This is a genomic window from Curtobacterium sp. MCSS17_006 (assembly GCF_003234215.1).
Classification (GTDB): Bacteria; Actinomycetota; Actinomycetes; order Actinomycetales; family Microbacteriaceae; genus Curtobacterium; species Curtobacterium flaccumfaciens.
In genome coordinates, this window is record NZ_QKSO01000001.1 from 422967 (window position 1) to 442510 (window position 19544).

Annotated in this window: 16 protein-coding genes; 7 read left to right on the top strand and 9 right to left on the bottom strand. The window is 71.9% G+C overall.

The genetic code is table 11. The features are described from left to right. Positions 1-56: 56 nt before the first annotated feature. Positions 57-1394: an ABC transporter substrate-binding protein gene (locus tag DEJ21_RS02125; RefSeq protein ID WP_111028690.1), complete on the top strand. Its 1338-nt coding sequence runs from the start codon at positions 57-59 to the stop codon at positions 1392-1394. 144 nt (positions 1395-1538) lie between these two features. Here DEJ21_RS02125 and DEJ21_RS02130 read toward each other — a convergent pair whose 3' ends face one another. From DEJ21_RS02130 to aztB, 4 genes are read right to left on the bottom strand one after another with little or no spacing between them, the layout of a single operon-like run. Further along, positions 1539-2717 (bottom strand): hypothetical protein, encoded by a 1179-nt coding sequence (locus DEJ21_RS02130; RefSeq protein WP_111223582.1) that lies wholly within the window; start codon positions 2715-2717, stop codon positions 1539-1541. A 26-nt stretch (positions 2718-2743) separates the two neighbouring features. Further along, on the bottom strand, positions 2744-3646 hold the full coding sequence (locus DEJ21_RS02135; protein WP_258374834.1) for a metal ABC transporter substrate-binding protein: 903 nt from the start codon (positions 3644-3646) through the stop codon (positions 2744-2746). Beyond that, positions 3643-4842 carry an ABC transporter gene (locus DEJ21_RS02140; protein ID WP_111223545.1) on the bottom strand — a complete coding sequence of 400 codons (1200 nt, stop codon included), beginning with the start codon at positions 4840-4842 and terminating at the stop codon, positions 3643-3645. The genes DEJ21_RS02135 and DEJ21_RS02140 overlap by 4 nt, the downstream gene beginning before the upstream one ends. Beyond that, the gene (gene aztB, locus DEJ21_RS02145) at positions 4839-5732 is read right to left on the bottom strand and encodes a zinc ABC transporter permease AztB (RefSeq protein ID WP_111223546.1); all 894 of its coding nucleotides are present in this window, start codon (positions 5730-5732) and stop codon (positions 4839-4841) included. The genes DEJ21_RS02140 and aztB overlap by 4 nt, the downstream gene beginning before the upstream one ends. Positions 5733-5782: 50 nt before the next feature. Here aztB and aztA point away from each other — a divergent pair, with 50 nt between their 5' ends. Continuing rightward, entirely contained in the window at positions 5783-6427 is a 645-nt protein-coding gene (gene aztA, locus DEJ21_RS02150; RefSeq protein WP_258374835.1) for a zinc ABC transporter ATP-binding protein AztA, read from the top strand. A 111-nt stretch (positions 6428-6538) separates the two neighbouring features. Here aztA and DEJ21_RS02155 read toward each other — a convergent pair whose 3' ends face one another. From DEJ21_RS02155 to DEJ21_RS02175, 5 genes are all read right to left on the bottom strand, one after another. Next, positions 6539-7771, bottom strand: coding sequence for an MFS transporter (locus DEJ21_RS02155; protein ID WP_111223547.1), 1233 nt, complete (start codon positions 7769-7771; stop codon positions 6539-6541). Between the two features lie 7 nt (positions 7772-7778). Beyond that, positions 7779-9209: a M20/M25/M40 family metallo-hydrolase gene (locus DEJ21_RS02160; RefSeq protein ID WP_111223548.1), complete on the bottom strand. Its 1431-nt coding sequence runs from the start codon at positions 9207-9209 to the stop codon at positions 7779-7781. A gap of 177 nt (positions 9210-9386) precedes the next feature. Then, complete coding sequence (locus tag DEJ21_RS02165; protein ID WP_071245156.1) at positions 9387-10124, bottom strand: copper homeostasis protein CutC; 738 nt, start codon at positions 10122-10124, stop codon at positions 9387-9389. Continuing rightward, positions 10121-11677, bottom strand: a complete 1557-nt coding sequence (locus DEJ21_RS02170) for a M81 family metallopeptidase (RefSeq protein ID WP_111223549.1) — start codon at positions 11675-11677, stop codon at positions 10121-10123. The genes DEJ21_RS02165 and DEJ21_RS02170 overlap by 4 nt, the downstream gene beginning before the upstream one ends. Further along, positions 11670-12854 carry an ROK family protein gene (locus tag DEJ21_RS02175; RefSeq protein WP_083404204.1) on the bottom strand — a complete coding sequence of 395 codons (1185 nt, stop codon included), beginning with the start codon at positions 12852-12854 and terminating at the stop codon, positions 11670-11672. Before DEJ21_RS02175 ends, DEJ21_RS02170 begins: the two co-directional genes overlap by 8 nt. A 227-nt stretch (positions 12855-13081) precedes the next feature. On the opposite strand from DEJ21_RS02175, the gene DEJ21_RS02180 reads away from it, so the two are divergent. The 5 genes from DEJ21_RS02180 (at position 13082) to DEJ21_RS02200 (ending at position 19544) form a co-directional block, all read left to right on the top strand. Further along, positions 13082-14875 carry a peptide ABC transporter substrate-binding protein gene (locus tag DEJ21_RS02180; protein ID WP_111223550.1) on the top strand — a complete coding sequence of 598 codons (1794 nt, stop codon included), beginning with the start codon at positions 13082-13084 and terminating at the stop codon, positions 14873-14875. Between the two features lie 96 nt (positions 14876-14971). Next, entirely contained in the window at positions 14972-15931 is a 960-nt protein-coding gene (locus tag DEJ21_RS02185; RefSeq protein WP_027467218.1) for an ABC transporter permease, read from the top strand. 114 nt (positions 15932-16045) lie between these two features. Further along, positions 16046-16939, top strand: a complete 894-nt coding sequence (locus DEJ21_RS02190; RefSeq protein WP_111024068.1) for an ABC transporter permease — start codon at positions 16046-16048, stop codon at positions 16937-16939. Then, positions 16939-18624, top strand: a complete 1686-nt coding sequence (locus DEJ21_RS02195; RefSeq protein ID WP_111223551.1) for an ABC transporter ATP-binding protein — start codon at positions 16939-16941, stop codon at positions 18622-18624. Before DEJ21_RS02190 ends, DEJ21_RS02195 begins: the two co-directional genes overlap by 1 nt. Next, positions 18621-19544: an ROK family protein gene (locus DEJ21_RS02200; RefSeq protein WP_111223552.1), complete on the top strand. Its 924-nt coding sequence runs from the start codon at positions 18621-18623 to the stop codon at positions 19542-19544. The genes DEJ21_RS02195 and DEJ21_RS02200 overlap by 4 nt, the downstream gene beginning before the upstream one ends.

A 19544-nucleotide genomic window follows, 5' to 3' on the forward strand; every position in this document is an offset into this window, starting at 1 on the left:
GACCCGCACCCCTTCCCGCACCAGCTCTCCCCACACCACATCCGAACGGAAACAGCATGAAGACAACGAAGTTCCTCAGCGTCGCCGCGATCGCCGTGGCCGCCACCGTGGCCCTCGCCGGCTGCAGCACCGGTGGCAGCAGCAGCGGCGGTGGATCCGACACCGCGGCCGCCAGCTGCAAGCCCTCGGACGGCAAGGTCACCCTCGACTTCACGACCTGGGTGCCGAACATGGACAAGGTCGTCGCGATCTGGAACAAGGCCAACCCGGACATCCAGGTCAAGGTCTCGATCGTCGCGAACGGCAACAGCGGCACCTACCAGAACTTCTTCAACCAGCTGAAGGCCAAGCAGGCGCCGGACATCGGCCAGGTCGAGTACGACACCCTGCCGGCGTTCCGCGTGCAGGGCGGCCTCGAGGACATCGGCGCGTGCGCCGGCATCAGCGACGCGAAGAAGGACTTCTCCGACGGCCTGTGGAACCAGGTCACCTTCGGTGAGTCGAAGTCGGTCTACGCCGTGCCGCAGGACTCCGGCCCGATGGCGCTGTACTACCGCAAGGACCTGTTCGAGAAGGCCGGCCTCGACGCCCCGAAGACGTGGGAGGAGTACGCCGAGGACGCCGTGAAGATCAAGAAGCTCGGCGGCAACATCACCAACTTCGCCAAGGGTGACGTCAACCAGTTCGCCGGGCTCGTCTCGCAGGCCGGTGGCCAGTGGTTCGAGAACTCGGGCCAGGACTGGAAGGTCAACCTGGACGACGCCGCGTCGAAGAAGGTCGCCGACTACTGGCAGGACCTGATCGACAAGAAGCTCGTCAACACCCTGCCGAGCTTCACCGACCAGTGGAACAACGCCTACGACAGCGGCAAGGACTGGACCTGGGTCTCCGCGGTCTGGGGTGCGAACACCATCTCGAGCGGTGCCCCGTCGACCTCGGGCAAGTGGGCCGTCGCCCCGATGCCGCAGTGGAAGTCCGGCGAGACCAAGTCGGCCGCCTGGGGCGGTTCGTCGAACGTCGTCTTCGCGGGCAGCAAGCACCCGGCAGAGGCGTCGAAGTTCCTGGTCTGGCTGAACACCTCGACCGAGGCGCTCTCCGCACTGAACAAGGAGGCCAACCTGTACCCGGCCTCGACCACCGGCGCCGACCTGCCGGCCCTGACCGAGGGGCTCGACTTCTACGGTGGCCAGAAGATCTACGAGGAGTTCGCCACCGCGGCGAAGGACATCCAGCCCTTCACCTGGGGTCCGACGATGACGCAGACCTACTCGGACGTGTCCGACGGCTTCGGGCAGGCGGCGTCCGGCTCGGGCACGCTGAGCGAGGCGCTCGAGTCCGGGCAGTCCAAGACCATCGCGGCGCTCAAGGCGCAGTCGATCCCGGTCAAGGGCTGACGGACGGTGGCTGACGTCGCGCGGTCCACGCGCTGACGACGGACAGGAGGCCCGTGGCGGGATCGCCACGGGCCTCCTGTCCGTCTCGGGGTCGTGTTCCGGACCCCGCCGCGCGCTCGCAGCGCGCTCGTCGCTCGCTCGTCGCTACGCGACCGCGATCTCGTTGGGCACGCCCGGCAGCTCGTCGCTCGAGGCGATGACCTTGCCGGTGGTCAGGTCGACGGCGTGGATCTTCTGCTCGGCGGGGTCGGTGACGTAGGCGATGTCACCCTCGACCTTCAGAGCCGGGTGGGCGTCCTGCCACTCGGTCGGGCCCTCCCACGCGTCGATCACCGGGTACGACTCCAGCTGCTCGCCGGTCGTCTCGTCGAAGGTGTGCAGGGCACCGTCGTCGCCGAGCACGACGGCCTCGTCGCCGGGGCCACGGGCCAGGTCGCGGAACGTGAAGCCGACGCCGTCGGGCATGTCCGCGACCGTGTACTTCCCCGAGGCCGCGTCGATCAGGGCGATCTGGTCGAGCAGGTAGCCCTCGCTGTCGGGATCGTCGTTGTAGTCGCCGACGGCGACGGACGAGTCCTCGGTGGTGAACAGGTTGCCGGTGCGGCCGTACTCGGTCGGGGCGTCGATCTTCTCGAACGCGCCGTCCTGGTAGACCAGGGCGCCGTCGGTGCAGCCGAACACCGCGACCTCACCCTTGACCGCACCCTCGCCGTGCACGTCGGGGCACTCCTCGGACCGGGTGATCTCCGTGCCGTCGGCGTCCAGGGCGCGCACGCCGGAACGGCTCTCCTCGGTGCCGATCGTCGTCAGGAGCGTGCCGTCCTCGAGCTCGATCGCGACGCCGTGGTGGGCGGCCTCGGACTTCGTCGTCTCGACCTCGGGCAGGTCGGCGCCGTCGAGCTCGGTGTGGTCGAACGTCGTCACGTCCCCGGTGCCGTCGGCGAACAGGGCGGTGCGGTCGCCGTGGACGACCGCGTGGCCACCGGTGTCGGCGGGGAACACCGCGTCGGTCAGGGCCGGCTCGGCCTGGGTGTCGAGGACCCGGAAGCCCTCGGGTACGGTGACGAGCACGTGGCGTCCGTCGCCGGCCGGGTTGACCCGGGTGAAGCCGTCGATCGCGTCGTCGGCCACCACCTGCAGGTCCTGGTCGAGGACGAGCAGGCCGCCGTCGTAGGTCAGGGTGATGCGGGTCCCGTCGGCCTTCGGGGTCGCAGTGGTGTCGGACCCGGCGTCGGTGTTCGTGGCGCACCCGGTCAGGGCCAGGGCGGCCGCGCCGAGCAGGGCGGCGGGCCACGCGGCCCGGAGCGTCTTCGTGTTCGTCATGTCGCTCACTGTATTGATTCTCATTCTCAATTACCAGTCGACAGGCCGTCGACGATGGCCTCGGTGTTCGAGCGCATCATGCCGAGGTAGGTGGAGGCGTCGCCGTCCTCCGTGAGGGACTCCGTCGCCAGCGGTCGGATCTCGACGTGCAGGTCGACCTCCTCCGCGAGTACCTCGGCCAGTCGCGCGGGCTGCGAGGCGTCGGCGAAGATCGTCCGGACCCCCGCCTCGTCGATGGCGTCGGCCAGGTCACGCAGGTCGGCGGCGCTCGGGGAGGCCAGCGTGGTCCCGCTCGGGATCACCGCCCCGACGACCCGGAACCCGTAGTGGTCGGCCAGGTACCCGAACACGTGGTGGTTCGTGACGAGCGCCCGGCGTCCCTCGGGCACGGTCCGGAACGCGGTCGTCATCGTGTCGTCCAGGTCGCGGAGCTCGTCCAGGTAGGCATCGGTGCCGGTCGGCTCGATGCCGGCGTCGCGCAGGTCCTGGTCGAGGGCCTCGACCACGTCGACCATCCGGGCGGGGTCGGTCCAGAAGTGCGGGTCGGGGCCGCTGTCGTCCTCGGTGGTCCACTCCAGCGGGTCGAACGCGTCGCCGGCGGTGGAGACCGGCACACCGTCCTCGGCCGCCGCCGCGACGTGACGGGCGACCCCCTCTTCGAGCCCGAGCCCGTTCTCGACCACCAGGTCGGCGCTCCGCAGTCGTGCGGCTTCCTGCGCGGAGACCTCGAACGAGTGGGGGTCGGCGCCCGGGGGCATGAGGACCATGACGTCGGCCTGGTCCCCGACGACTTCGCTGACGACGTCGCCGAGGATGTTCGTCGTCACCGCGACGAGGGGTCGGTCGGAGCCGGCGGTGGTGCACCCCGTGGCGACGAGGGCGACGATCGCGGCGACGAGACCCGCGGTCAGGATCCTGGTGCCGGTCACAGTCCGACCTCGGCGAAGGCGACGGGGGCGACGGGGAGTTCGATCGTGCGGGCGACCCGGGCGCCGTCGGCGTAGTCGATCTCGTGCACGGTGCCGTCCGCGGGATCGGCCAGGTAGGCGCGCTGGGCGTCGAGCTGCAGCATCGGCGCGGGGTCGTCTGCGCCGATGTCGATGAGCGCCGTCGTCGTGGCCACCTTCCCCGTCGAGGCGGTCACGACGACCACCCGGCCGGTGTCGTCGACGCCGACGACGTGCTCGTCCTCGTCGTCCACCGCGACCACGGCGCGCAGGGGTCGTTCGGTCGGTACGAGCCGCCAGGAGCGCTCGCGCACGTCGAGCAGCCAGAACCCGGTGGTGCCGGCCAGTCCGGCGACGGTGGGCCGGCCGGCGCGGGCGGCGAAGGCCGTCGGACGCTCGGCGCCGTCGGGCAGGTCGACGAACGAGGTCTCGCCGGCGTCGTCCACCACGACCGCTCCGTCGGCGCAGCCCACGACGGCACCGGCGCGGGTGACGATCCCGCCGGCGGGGTCGGTGCACGCTTGCTCGGCGGCGCCGGCGGCGGTTGCTTCGCCGTCCGCGTCGAGCACGCGGACCGTGTCGCCGTCGGCCGCCACGAGCTGCTCGCCCATGGGTAGCAGGACGCGCGCGTCGATCCGGGCGGTCTCGTCGACCTTGCCCTGGCCCAGCGCCTCGCGGTCGAGCACGACGGCCTCGGCGCGGTCCGGCCAGGTGATCGTCGTCATGGTCTCGGACGAGTGCACCTCGAGCCGGCCACCGCCGTCGATCGTGCCGACGACCCGGGGCTCGGCTGCGTAGTAGTGCGTGTGGTCGCCGTGGTCGACGGTCCAGGACCCGCCGTCGACGATCGTCGTGCGGTCGGCATCGCTCGTCACGAGGAACCGTCCGTCGGTCGCCGAGTGCTCCGGTGCGTCCACGTCGTCGAGTTCGGTGGTCTCCTCGGTGAGCAGGTCGTGCAGCGCGGTCGCGCCGGTCGCCGACACGGCCAGGAGGCGCACCTGGGGTTCCTGGGACTCGCTCGCGCCCGCCACGTAACCGTGGGGACGGGCGGTGCCGGTCGAGCTGTCGGCCGACGGGGTGCCCGTGGAACAGGCGCTGACGGTGAGGGCCAGGCCGGTGGCGAGGCCGATGGTGGACAGGAGGCGCGCGGGGGCGCGGCTGGTGGTCGAGTGCTTCATGCTCCCTCTCGAGACGGTGCGGCGGATCGTGGTGCTGCCGGCGCGGCCGCGCGCGCCGGTGTGAGGATCGGGGTGCGCCGCAGGACGACGGCGGCCAGGGCGCGTGAGACCACGACGCTGGCGACGGCGACCGCGGCGATGCTCGCGCCGGCGGCGGTGCCGGCGTGCCAGGAGACGAGCAGCCCGACGAGGACGGCGGCGGCACCGATGCCGGCGCCGAGGAGCATCGTCGAGGCCACGTGCCGGGTCCAGGCGCGGGCGGCGGCCGCCGGCGCGAGCAGCAGGCCCACGACGAGCAGGGTGCCGACGGCCCGGTACGAGGCGACGACCGCCAGGGTGACGAGCCCGATGAGCACGACCTCGGCCAGTCGTGGGTGCAGGCCGAGCGTCGTGGCCTTGCGGGTGTCGAACGCCAGTGCGGTGAAGGGCCGGTGGAACGCGACGGCGACGGCCAGGGCCACGGCTGCGGCGATCGCGAGGCCGCCGACGTCGGCCCGGGTGACGGCGAGGACGTCGCCGAACAGGATCGCGGTGACGTCGGTGGCGAACGACCGCGAGGACGAGACGATGATCACGCCGAGTGCGAGCATCCCGACGAAGAGCAGGCCGATCGAGGTGTCGTACGACAGTCGGGCACGACGACGCAGTGCCCCGACGCCGAGCACCATCACGCCCGCGCTCACCGCGGCACCGAGCACCGGCGGGACTCCGGTCAGGGTGGCGATCGCGACGCCGGGCAGCATGCCGTGCGAGAGCGCCTCGCCCAGGAACGCCATGCCCCGGACCAGTACCCACGTGCCGACCACGGCGCAGAGGACCGCCGCCAGGGAGCCGCCGACCAGGGCGCGCACCATGAAGTCGACGGAGAACGGATCGGTCAGCCAGGTCACAGTCCGAGACGCTACATGAAAACGAGTATCGATACTGATAGCGTGCTCAGGTGCCTGCGACCGAGCCGACCGACCCCGCCGAGCCCCGATCCGCCGTCCACCTGGACCGCGTGACGGCCGTCCTCGGCGGCCGGACCGTCCTCGACATGCTCGACGTGACGTTCCCCGCCGGGGTCGTCACCGCGCTCACCGGACCGAACGGATCCGGCAAGTCGACGCTGCTCGACGTGGTCGCGGACGTCGTGCGGCCGACCGCCGGGCGGGTGACGGGCCTCCCGTCCGACGGCGTCGCCTACGTGACCCAGTCCGTGCCGCCGACCACGCTCCCGCTCACCGTCCGCGCGGCCGTCACGATGGGGCGGTGGCGGCACCGTTCGTGGTGGCGGCCGCTCGGGCGCGCCGATCGGGCGATCGTCGACGCGCAGCTCGAGCGGATGGCGATCACGGACCTGGCCGACCGGCCGATCGAGGAGCTCTCGGGCGGGCAGCGGCAGCGCACGCTCGTCGCGCTCGGGCTGGCCCAGCGGGCCGGGGTGCTGCTGGTCGACGAACCGACCGCCGGCGTGGATGCCGAGTCCGCGGCGCTCGTGGTGGCGGCGCTCGCCGACGAGGCCGCAGCCGGTGTCGTGGTGGTGCACGCGGCCCACGACCCGGCGGCGATCGCCGCAGCCGACCGCATCGTCACCCTGACCTGACCCTGCGTCCGTCGGGCCGATTCCGCAAAACACCGGTGTTCACCCGTCGAACCGCGGTCTGCGCGTGTTCAGCGCCCGAACACCGGTGTTCCGCGGGCCCCGGAACGGCGGTCAGGGGCAGGCGACGGCCACCGGGCCGGTCGGCGTCGGGTCGGCCGCGACCGGCTCGACCACCGGCACGGCGCTCGACTTCCGCAGCCCCATCGCGACGAGCACCACGGCACCGACGATCGCGACCCCGCCCGCCAGCCAGAAGTCGGCAGCCAGACCGAACGACGACACCGCGGCCCCACCGAGCACCGAACCGGCGGCGATCGCGAGCTGGATCGTCGTGACGAACAGCGCGAGCCCGGTCTCGGACCCGGCCGGCGACGCCGTCGACATCCACGTCTGCATCCCGAGCGGCAGAGCGCCCCACACCAGGCCCCACACGACGAGCAGCACGAAGACCCCCACGACGGAGTGGGCGAGCAGCGGCAGCAGGACGACGGCCGCCGCGAGCACGAACTTCGACGCCCCGATGGTGCCGAGGACACTGCGGTCGAGCGTGAAGCCGGCGGCGAAGTTGCCGACGATGCCCGCGACGCCGAACACCAGCAGCGCGATCGTCACGGTGTCCGGGCCGACACCGACGAGCTGCTGCAGGTACGGCGCGATGTAGGTGTACGCGGCGAACTGGGCCGCGAAGACGAAGGCTGCGGCGATGAGCCCGACCCGGGCACGGGGGACGCGGAGCAGCGACCCGAGCGTGGCGAACCGCACCCGCTGCTGCGCGGGGATCCGCGGCAGCATCGCCAGCTGCAGGACGAGCGCGACGACACCGAGCGCCCCACCGATCACGAAGCCGAGGCGCCAGCTGGCGAGCGATGACACCAGGGCGCCGAGCGGCAGGCTCACGACGGTCGCGACGGAGACGCCGGCCGTGATGAGCGAGGTCGCGCGGATCGTCAGCTCCGGCCGGACGAGTCGCCCGGCGATCCCGGCACCGATGGCCCAGAAACCACCGATGCCGACACCGAGCAGCATCCGTGCGATGAGCAGCACCCAGAACGAGGGCGCGATCGCGGCGAGGCCGTCGGCGACGACGAGCAGCACGGTCAGGGACACGAGCACCACCCGGCGGTCGAGTCGCGAGGTCAGGACGGTGACGACCGGTGCCGCGACGGCGCCGACGAGTCCGGTGGCGACGACCATCAGGCCGGCGGTGCCGATGCCGACGTCCAGGTCGTCGGCGATGGCGGGGAGCAGCCCGATGGGCAGGAACTCGGACAGGACGAGCACGAACGACCCGAGTGCGACGGACGTGACGCTGAGCCACCCGCGGCGCGCTGCTGACGATGTCATGGGGGCATCAAGCCCCGGAGTGCGACGATCCATTCCCGGCCTCGCCGAGTCCGCTCCACAGGTGCGCGATCGTCGCCGCACCGTCGAGCAGGGTGCGCAGGTCGACGCTCTCGTCGCTGGCGTGCCAGTGGTCCTCCGGCAGCCCCGTGCCGACGAACAGGACGGGGGCGTCGAACACCCGGCCGAGCAGCTCCGCGGGACCGCCCCCGGCGTTGCCCATCCGCCCGGCGGTCTCGGTGCCGTGCCCGAGCTCCATCGCCCGCACGAGCGCGTCGAGTTCGGGGCCCGACGGGGTCACGTACGGGTCCTGCCCGGTCTCCTCGGGGATCGTGAGCTCGTAGGTCACTCCGTCGGGCATCGTGTCCCGGACGAACCGGCGCAGCTGCTCGGCGACGGCCTGCACCCGCTGCCCCGGCACGGTCCGGATGCTGATCTCGGCCGTTGCCTCACGCGGGACCACGGCTCGTGGGAACCCGGTGGGGTCGCCTGCGAGCAGGGTCAGCACCTCGATCGACGGTCGTGCCCAGAGCCGCTCCTCGACCGAGTACCCCGCCTCGCCGGTCATCGCCCGGGTCTCGGTTCGCTCGACCCAGACGTCGGGGTCGAAGTCGAGTGCCTGCAGCTCGGCACGGCGTTCGTCCGTGAGCGCGTCGACGTCGTCCAGGAACCCGCGGATCGTGATGCGGCCCTGGTCGTCGTGCAGGGCCGCGAGCACGGTGACGAGCGCGTGCACCGGGTTCGGCGCGGGGCCGGACACGGCGCCGCTGTGGACGTCGCGCGCTGGCCCGGTGACGGTGAGGGTCGCGCCCGTCATGCCACGCATCGACGTGACGACGGCGGGGTTGCCGGCCTTCCACTGCAGCGTGTCCGAGAACACGACGACGTCGCACGCCAGCCGTTCCTGCTCGGCGTCGAGCAGGTCGGCGAAGTGGCTGGAGCCGAGCTCCTCTTCTCCTTCGACGAGGAACTTGAGGTTCACGGCCGGGGTGCCGTCCGGTCGGGTGGCGAGGTGCGCGCGCAGCCCCCACAGGTGGGCGAGCACCTGCCCCTTCGCGTCGGACGCCCCGCGCCCGTACAGGCGTCCGTCACGGAACACGGGTTCCCACGGCGAGGTCTCGTGCCACTCCTCGGGCTTCGCGTGCCGCACGTCGTGGTGGCTGTAGACGAGCACGGTCGGCAGCGCCGGGTCGACGAGCAGCTCGGCGTACATGGCCGGTGCGGGACCGGCCTGCAGGATCTCGGTCTCGAGGCCGAGCTCGCGCATCGCTCCGGCCAGCCAGTGCGCGGACCGGTCGACGTCGATCGCGCGCTCGGGTTGCGATGCGACGGACGGGATCCGCACCCACTCGCTGAGTTGCCGCACCAGGTGTTCGCGGTGCTCCTCGAGGAACCGCGCGACCTCGGCGCGACGGGTGTCGGGTTCGGTGCTGTCGGTCACGGGAGCGGACACGGTTCTCCGTTCGGTCAGGTGGTGCCGACCGTAGGAGCGGGTCCCTCCGGGTGGTCCCGGATTGGCCTGGAGGCGCGGTGTGCGTCCGCTACGCGCCGCACCTCGGACCCGGTGCGGGTCCGGAGCCCGGTGTGGGTCCGGGACTCGGTGCGGGTCTGGAACGACTCAGGCGTCGAGCGCGCGCCGCGCGGCCGCGACGACCTCGGCGTCGGTGACGAAGTGCGCCGAGCCGTCGTCCCCGGCGCCCATCGGCACTCCGGCGTGCGTGCTGTCCGCGGCCGGACGCTTGGCCGACAGGTGCACGGCGGCGGCACCGGTGGCGAGCAGTGCGCGGACGTCGGCGGGGGTGACCCCGGCGCCGGCCATCACCTGCACGGGCCCGGCGGCCTCGACCATGCGGGCGATCGTCTCGGCACCGGCGACCGCGGTGGGGGCGGCGCCCGAGGTCAGGACGCGGGTGAACCCGAGCGCCGCGAGCGACCCGGCGGCGGCGACGGGGTCGGTCGCGTGGTCGATCGCGCGGTGCAGGGTGACCTCGGCGGTGGCGCTGACCGACCGGGCGGCGTCCACGAAGCGGCGGAGGGCGTCCTCGTCCAGGGTCCGGTCGGGGCGCAGGGCACCGACCACGACACCGGCGGCCCCGGACCGCAGGACCGTGCGGACCTCGCGCACCATGAGCTCGACCTCGTCGGGGGAGTGCACGAACCCGCCCGGACGGCAGCGGACCAGCGCGTGCGCCGGGATCCCGGTCTCGTGGGTCGTTTCGACCAGGGCCTGCGAGGGGGTGAGCCCGCCGAGCTCGAGCCCGACGCAGAGTTCGACGCGGTCGGCGCCGCCGTCCCGCGCGGTGATCGCACCAGCCGGAGAGGTCACGGCGATCTCGAGTGCGGCGGTGGTGCTCATGCAGGGGCTCCGAGCGGTTCGTTGGAGGCGGGGACGATGCGGGCGCGGAGGTCCGGTGCCGTCGGGAACACTCGATCGTAGGGGAACATCGGCCGCTCGATCCTGTGGTGCCCGAGGCGCAGCAGGTCCTGGTCGACACCGCCCGGGGTGAGCGCGAGCATCCAGTCGGCGGACATGTCGAACAGCTCCGGTTCGAGGTACCCGATCTTCACGATGACGACGTCCGCCTGCCGCGGCGCCAGGTCGAGGTCGGTGAAGTCGTGCTCGTGGTGGTACGGCTTCCGCAGCTTCGTCAGGATCGCGAAGACGCTGCCGACCTGCAGCACGACCTCGGTCTCCGCGTCTCGGTCGCCGTGCTTGATCGCGTGCACCCGCCCGGTCATCGTGATCGGGCCGGCATGCACGTGGTCCACCGACGCACCGGCGGTCACGGTGATCGTCGCACCGACGCCGGCGTCCACCGCCGCGGCGACCGCGGCCGGTCCGGGCACGCTCGCGTAGATGACGGTCGGGCCGGACGGGTCCTGGAACTCCGGGCGGGCGAGCACCTGCGTCAGCCCCCAGGTCATGTCCCCGGAGCCGCCGGCCGTGGGGTTGTCGCCGGAGTCCGAGACGAAGTACGGCTTCGCGGCGCCCGGGGCGAGCGCGGCGTCGAGGCACTCCTCGAACGTGCCGGTGGGGGCGACGAAGACGAAGTCCTCGCGGACGTCCCAGAACGCGCGGGCGAGCCGTTCGGCACCGGCGGCGACGGCGGCCTCGTCCCACCCGGTGACGACGGTGACGGCCTGGTCGCGGGGCTGGTCGGCCCAGGCGTACCCGACCCAGATCGCGGCGTCGAGCACGCCCTCGGTCTGCTCGACGAGCGGGACCTGCGCGTACAGGGACTTCGCCGGCTCGAGACGGGTCGAGGTCTGCTCGCCGGGCAGCAGGACGGGGATCGGGATCCAGGCCTTCACGGGTCGCTGCGCACCGACGGGTCGTTCGGTGAGCACGTCGACGAGGTTCCGGACGGCACGCTCCTTCGTCTCGAGGGTGTCCTCGTGCGGGGCCATCCGGTAGCACGTGACGAGGTCGACCTGGTGGGCGAGCTCGCGCGTGACGTTGCCGTGCAGGTCCATCGACGCGGACACGATGACGTGGGGGCCGACGACCGCGCGGATGCGACCGAGCAGGTCCGTCTCGGCGTCGTCGAGCCCCTCGACCACCATCGCACCGTGGATGTCGTACCAGAGCCCGTCGACCGCACCCATCGCACGCAGCCGCTCGACGATCTCGTCGGCCAGGGCTTCGTACGACGCCCGGTCGACGATCCCGCCGGGCAGCGCGTGCCCGATGAGCGCCCCGCGGAAGTCCGCCCGGTCGGCCATGGTCGCCAGGAACGGGTACCGGGCGACGGCCTCGTCGCCGCGGTCCGGGTGGAACGCGGGGGCGTGGGTCCGGGTCGGCGTGAACGTCGACGTCTCGATGGCGAGCCCGGCGATGGCGATGACCGGGCGACGGGCACCAGCGGTGCTGGCGGGGACGGCGGGGGTGACGGGACCGGTCTCAGACACGGACGCTCCTGTTCCTGGTGGTGGACTGGGGGATGGGCGCGGAGAGCTCCTCGAGGGAGGCGGCGAGGCCCCGCTGCAGGGCGAACTGCCCGGCGCCGACGAGCCCGGCATCGGCACCGAGCGACACCGGCTCGATGGCCAGGTGCTGGGTCATCAGCGGGTGGCAGCTCTCGTAGAGCTGGCTGCGCACGGCGGCGATGAACGGGTCGAGGGTCGACAGGATGCCGCCCAGGTAGACGGCGTCCGGGTTGAAGAAGTTCACGTTGGCGGCGAGCACCTCGCCCAGGTACTTGCCCGCCATCCGCACGGCACGGGTGGCCTCGGGGTGCGCGTCCGAGGCGAGCCGGACGACGTCGGCGGTCGAGGCGACGTCGACCCCGGCGTTCGACAGGATCCGGACCAGGGCGGCTCCGGACGCCACCGTCTCCAGGCATCCGGTGTTGCCGCACGAGCACGGGGTGTCCCCGGCGGCGTCGATCCGCACGTGCGTGATGTCCCCGGCCGCACCGGTCGACCCCCGGTAGAGCCGACCGTCGATGACGATGCCCGCGCCGATCGCCGAGCCGGCCTTGATCGTGATGGTCTGGCGTCGAGCGGGATCCTGGACGGTCTGCTCACCCGCCGCCATGCAGTTCGCGTCGTTGTCGACGATCGCCGGCAGGCCGAACCGGTCGCTCAGCCACGCAGCCACGGGGAACCCGTTCCACCCCGGCATCCGGCTCGGCAGGTCCACGACCCCGGCGACGACGTCGACGGGCCCGGGCAGGCTGAGCCCGACGCCCCGCAGCCCTTCGCGACCACGGTCGTCGGCGAGCCGCTCGAGCAGCGCGGCCAGGCGCTGGAGCCCGGCGGTCGGACCGTCGGAGAGCGCGAACGGGACGTTCGCGACCGACTCGAGCGCGCCTCCAGGCAGGACCACGCCGATGCGCGCGTGCCCGCCACCGACGTCCGCGGCGACCGCGTACTCGTCGACGCCGCCGATGCGGAGCACCTTGCGGGGGCGACCGCCGGTCGAGACGTCCGTACCTTCCTCGGCGAGGATCCCGTGCTCCAGGAGCTGGCCGACGACGTGCGAGACGGTCGACGGGGCGGCTCCGAGCACCTTCGCGATCTCGGTCCGGCTGGCGGCCTGCCCCGATGCGACGAGCTCGAGGACGCGGGCGCTGAGATCGGCCACGACTTTCTCCAATCCGGGCGGAACGGGAGCGGAACACCGGTCGGTGGTCCGTTCTGCCGCGAGCCTACGGGGCGGATCGAGCGGTCCACCCTTTCGTCCGTTCCGCAGTAACGCAGTTTTTACATCGAGATGTTTGTTTTTCCAATCGCTTTGGTCCTTGACTGTCCTCGTGCCGCTCGGCACCCGTGCTCCACCTCCCCGAAGTCCCTCGCACAAGGAGACACCGCATGTCCAAGCCCCGTCGCTGGGCGCTCCTCACCGGAGCTGCGATCGCCGTGAGCGCGCTGCTCGCCGGCTGTTCCGGAGGCGGCAACGCCTCGCAGGGATCGACCGACGAGATCGACTACGCGCTCCCCGCCAACTTCACGCCGAACTGGATCCTGCCGATCGGCACCGCCGCGCACCTCAACACGAACAACGGCTCCATCGCCCAGTCGCTGTACGAGCCGCTCGTCGCCTACGACGGCTCCACCGGCAAGATCGCGTGGAACAAGGCCGGCTCCGTCGCCACCGACGCGAAGTTCGCCGACGACGGCAAGAGCGTGACCATGACGCTCGGCGACCGGCACTGGTCGGACGGCGAGGCGATCACGAGCCGTGACGTCGGGTTCTGGTTCAACCTGATCAAGGCGAACAAGGACCAGTGGGGTTCGTACTCCAAGGGCAAGGCGCCGGACAACTGGACGTCGTTCAAGGCCGTCGACGACACGCACTTCACCATCACGTTCGACAAGGCCTACAACTCGGACTGGATGCTCGCCAACCAGCTGAGCCACATCATCCCGCTGCCCCAGCACGCCTGGGACAAGACCAGCGCGACCGCGAAGGTGACCGACGCCGACGAGACCACCGCCGGCGCGAAGCAGGTGTGGAAGTACCTCAACACCGCCGCCGGCAAGATCTCCGACTACGCCACCGACGACCTGTGGAAGACCCTCTCCGGCCCGTACGGCGTCAAGACCTTCACCACGGCCGGCAAGGTCACCCTGACGGCCAACAAGAAGTACGACGGTGGTGAGAAGCCGTCGATCACCACGGTGAACCTGCTGCCCTTCACCACGGCCGACGCCGAGGTGAACGCCGTCCGCTCGGGCGAGGTCGACTACGGCTACATCAACGCCACCGACATGGACCAGAAGGCGTCCTTCACCGGGAAGGGCTACGAGGTCGAGCCGTGGACCGGCTGGGCGATCACGTACATGCCGTACAACTTCAACAACCCCGACATGGGCGCGGTCTTCAAGCAGCTGTACGCCCGTCAGGCCGTCCAGATGTCGATCGACCAGACGTCGCTGTCGAAGGTGGTCTTCAACGGCACCGCCACCTCGACCTACGGTCCGATCCCGCAGGCACAGGAGTCCGACTACGTCTCCGACGTGCAGAAGTCGAACCCGTACCCGTTCAGCACCTCGAAGGCCAAGGACCTGCTGACCAGCCACGGCTGGGAGGAGCAGGGCGGCACGATGGTCTGCACCGACCCGGGCACGTCCGCCAGCCAGTGCGGCGAGGGTGTCAAGGAGGGCACGAAGTTCTCGATGCAGGTGCTGTCGCAGTCCGGTTCGACCGTGACCGACAACATGATGAGCGCGATCCAGTCCTCGCTCGCGAAGACCGGCATCGACTTCACCATCAAGACCGCACCGGTGTCGAGCGTGCTGTCGCAGACCCCGACCTGCACCTCGGACGAGGCCAGCTGCGACTGGGACCTGTCGTTCTTCGGCACCGCGGGCAGCTGGTACTTCCCGGCCTACCCGACCGGTGAGTCGCTGTTCCAGACCGGCGGTTCGGCGAACTTCGGCAGCTACTCGAACAAGGAGGTCGACTCCCTGATCGACGCGACCACCACCTCGACCGACGCCACCGCCGTGCAGGACTACAGCGCCGCGGTCGCGAAGGACCTGCCGGTGATCTGGCTGCCGAGCCCCGACTACCAGATCTCGGTCGTCAAGAAGGGCCTGTCCGGGTTCGACCAGGACTCGCTCGCCAACTTCCACCCGGCCCAGTGGAAGTGGACCAAGTAGGTCGCTGACGCGACCACGGCCTGGAGGCGCGGTGCGGGCCCGACCCGCACCGCGCCTCCGCCCCGGCTCACGCAAGAACCGACCATCGGAACCCGCATGACCACAGCTCTCTACCTCACCAGGCGCGTCCTGCAGGCGCTCGCGGTGATCCTCATCGTCACCGTCGTGGTGTTCTGCCTGCTGCACGCGCTGCCCGGCGGCCCCGCCCGCGGCGTGCTCGGCGTCTCCGCGACCCCCACGCAGATCGCCCAGTTCAACCAGGCGCAGGGGCTCGACCAGCCGCTGCCCGTCCAGTACCTGCGGTTCCTCGGTCGTCTGCTCACCGGCGACCTCGGCACCTCGTACACGCTCAACGAGCCGGTCTCGCAGCTCATCGCCGAGCGCCTGCCGAAGACCCTCGTGCTCACCGGCATCTCCGCGGTGCTCGGACTCGTCGTCGCGATCCCGGTCGGCATGCTCCAGGCGGCCCGCCGCAACGGTGCGGTCGACTACGCCGCGACTGCCCTGGCGTTCGTCTTCTACTCGACGCCCGCGTTCTTCCTCGGCCTCGTCCTGATCATCGTCTTCAGTCAGCAGCTGCCGTGGCTGCCGTCCCAGGCGCCGAGCGGCACCACCCTGGCCGAGGTGTTCCAGGACCCCGCCGGACTCGTGCTGCCCGTGGTGACCGGAGCCCTCGCGATGATCGCGGTGTTCAGTCGGTACATGCGCGCCTCGACGCTCGAGAACCTGCAGGAGGACTACGTCCGCACGGCCCGTGCCGGCGGCGCCTCGACCGCGACGATCCTGCGGCGGCACGTGTTCCGCAACTCGCTGACCCCGGTCGTCGCGATGCTCGGGTACTACCTGCCGGTGCTGTTCGGTGGCGCCCTGGTGACCGAGCAGCTGTTCAACTACCCCGGCATGGGGCTGCTGTTCTGGAACGCCGCGCAGTCCTCCGACTACCCGACGTTGCTCGGCTGCGTGCTCGTCATCTCCATCGCGACCGTCATCGGCACCCTGCTCGCCGACGTCGCACAGTCCCTCATCGATCCCAGAGTGAAGGCGAGCCGCGCATGACCGCCACGTCAGTCATCGACACTGCGTCCACCCATGACGTGAAGGCGAGCCGCGCATGACCGCCACGTCCGTCATCGACACTGCGTCCACCCATGACGTGAAGGCGAGCCGCGCATGACCGCCGTCCAGATGGCCCCCGAAGCCCCGGGTGCCCCCGTGACCGTCGCGGCCACCGGGTTCCGGCTCGCCGCCCGCCGGTTCCGGAGCAACACCCTCGCCGTGATCGGCCTCGCCCTGATCGTCGTCATCGTGCTGTTCTGCTTCGTCGGCCCGTTCGTGTACCCGACCGACCAGACCCACACGCTGCTCGAGCAGGCCAACCAGGGCCCGAGCGCCGCGCACTGGCTCGGCACCGACGCCGTCGGCCACGACGTCCTCGGCCGCCTGATGTACGGCGGCAAGGTCTCCCTGATGGTGGGCATCGCCGCCGGGGTCCTGGCCACCGTCGTCGGAACCCTGTGGGGTTCCGTCGCCGGGTACGTCGGCGGCTGGGTCGACGCCCTGATGATGCGCGTCGTCGACGCCGGCATCGCGATCCCGGCCCTGTTCATCCTGCTCGTCATCTCGGCGATCACGAACCCCGGCGTCGGCGGGCTCATCGTCATCCTCGGCCTGGTGTCGTGGCTCGTGCCGTCCCGCCTGATCCGCGCCGAGACCCTGACGCTCAAGAACCGCGACTACGTCCTGACCCTGCGCGCGATCGGCGGCTCGCACGCCCGCGCCATCGGCAAGCACCTGCTGCCGAACTCGGTGTCGACGATCGTCGTCGCGGCGACGTTCCAGGTCGCCGACGCGATCCTGCTGGTCGCCTACGTCTCGTACCTCGGGCTCGGCGTGCAGCCGCCCGCGACGGACTGGGGCGGCATGCTCTCGGCGGGTCTCACCGCCGCCTACTCCGGACGCTGGTGGCTCATCGTGCCGCCGGGTCTGGCCGTGATCCTGGTCGTCTGCGCGTTCAACGCGGTGGGCGACGGACTGCGGGACGCCTTCGACGTGCGGGGCCGCTGATGACCAACGAACCGATCCTGCGGACGACCGACCTCGGCGTCTCCTTCAGCACCGAGTCCGGCACCGTCGACGCCGTGCGGGGGGTGTCCCTGTCGGTCGCCCCCGGCGAGACCCTCGCCCTGGTCGGCGAGTCCGGCTCCGGCAAGTCCACCGTCGCCCTCGCCGCGATGGGGCTGCTCTCCGGCAACGCGACGGCCTCGGGCAGCGCCGTCGTCGCCGGCCACGAGATCGTCGGCGCCCCCGAACCCGCGCTGCGGGCCCTGCGCGGCTCGACCGTCTCGATGGTCTTCCAGGAGCCCGCGACCGCGCTCGACCCGCTCACCCGCGTCGGTGCCCAGATCGCCGAGGTGATCCGGAACCACCGTGACGTCTCCGCGTCCGCCGCCGCGGCCGAGGCCGTCGACCTGCTCCGTCGCGTCGGCATCCCCGACCCCGAGTCGCGCACCCGGTCGTTCCCGTTCCAGCTGTCGGGCGGGCAGCGCCAGCGCGTGGTCATCGCGATGGCGATCGCGAACGCGCCGAAGCTGCTCATCGCGGACGAGCCGACCACGGCCCTCGACGTGACCGTGCAGGCCGAGATCCTCGAGCTCCTCCGTGCGCTCGCCGTCGAGACCGGCACCGGCGTGCTGCTCGTCACGCACAACATGGGCGTCGTCGCGGACTTCGCCGACCGGGTGGCGGTCATGCTGCAGGGCGAGATCGTCGAGACCGGGGGCGTCGAGGACGTCCTGCTCCGCCCCGAGCACGAGTACACCAAGCGGCTGCTCGCCGCGGTACCGCGGCTCGACGTGGCCGGTGACCGTCCGCCGGCTCCCGTCGCCGACACGGAGACCGAGACGGCCGGGAGGCCCGGTGCGGCCCCGGTGGTCGACCTGCGGGACGTCTCGGTGACGTTCGGGCGCGGGGCGCGCGCCGTCCACGCGCTCGCGGGCATCGACATCGCGGTGCACGCCGGTGAGACCGTCGGCCTGGTCGGCGAGTCCGGCTCCGGCAAGTCGACCGCGGCCCGGGTGGCGCTCGGGCTCATCAAGCCGACGTCCGGCACGGTGTCGCTGTTCGGGCAGGACCTGCGGACCGCAAAGGGCCGTGACCGACGTGCACTCCGCTCCGGCATCGGCGTCGTGCTGCAGGACCCGGTGGCGTCCCTCGACGCCCGGATGTCGGTGGCCGAGTGCATCGCGGAGCCCCTCGCCGTGCACCGTCGCGGGATGTCCTCGGCCGATCGTCGTCGTCGCATCGACGAGGTGCTCGACGCCGTCCGGCTGCCGCGGACCCTGGCGTCCCGTGCCCCCCGCGAGCTGTCCGGAGGGCAGCGCCAGCGGGTCTCGCTCGCCCGGGCGCTGGTGCTCGAACCGCGGTTGCTCGTCGCCGACGAACCCACCTCGGCGCTCGACGTCAGCGTGCAGGAGACCGTGCTCGAGGTCCTCGGCGAGCTGCAGGACGACCTCGGCTTCGCGTGCCTGTTCGTCTCGCACGACCTGGCCGTCGTGCAGCACTTCGCCGAGCGCGTCGTCGTGATGCGCCAGGGCGTCGTCGAGGAGCAGGGCACGACCGGCACGACGCTGCTGCACCCCACCACCGACTACACCCGTCGCCTGCTCGCCGCGGTACCGGTGCCCGACCCCGTGCTGCAACGGCAGCGTCGGACGGAGCGCCTCGCCTCACTCGCGGCGGTGACCGCGTGACCCGGGTCCTGGCCGGGGTGGACGTCGGCGGCACCAACACGAAGGTCGTCCTGACGACGCCCGACCTCGAGGTCATCGACCGCCTCGACCTGCCGACGCCCGCCCACGCGGGCGGGGCGGCGATCGTGACGGCCGCACTCGGGGCCGTGACGGGTCTGCTCGAGACGCACCGGGCCTCCTTGGCGGGTGTCGGGGTGGGCGCGGCCGGCGTCGTCGACCGGACCACGGGGACCGTCCTGGTCACCGGCAACTCGTTCACCGGTTGGGCCGGCTACGGCGTGACCCGGGCGGTGACGGACGCCCTCGGCGTCCCCGCGACCCTGGACAACGACGTGAACGCGTTCCTGCTCGGCGAGATCGCCACCGGCGCGGTCGTGGGGGAGTCCGACGTGCTCGGGATGACCCTCGGCACCGGCGTCGGCGGCGCGCTCGTGCTCGACGGACGGCTCTTCGCCGGCCCGCGCGGAGCCGCCGGCGAGATCGGCCACGTTCCCGGCTTCGGCGACGCCCGGTGCACCTGCGGGCAGACCGGACACCTGGAGACCATCGCGGGCGCGCGCGGCATCGCCGACCGCTACGCCGAACGCTCCGGGCGGATGCTCTCGGCACGGGACGTCGCCGTCGCCGCACGCGGCGGGGACGCCGACGCGGCCGCCGTCTTCGCCACCGCGGGGTGGGGCCTGGCGCGGGCCGCACTGCTGACCGCGGGGATCCTCGACGTCACCACCGTCCTGATCGGCGGCGGGATCGCACGGTCCTGGGACCTACTCGAACCCGCCATCACGGCGGCCATCGACGCGGAACCGCCCGTCAGCGGGGCGACGATCCGGCTCGCGCAGTCGACGCTCGGGTCCGACGCCGTGGCACTCGGCGCCGCTGCGCAGGTGCGGGCGCGCGTCCTGGAGCCAGAGACCGCGTAG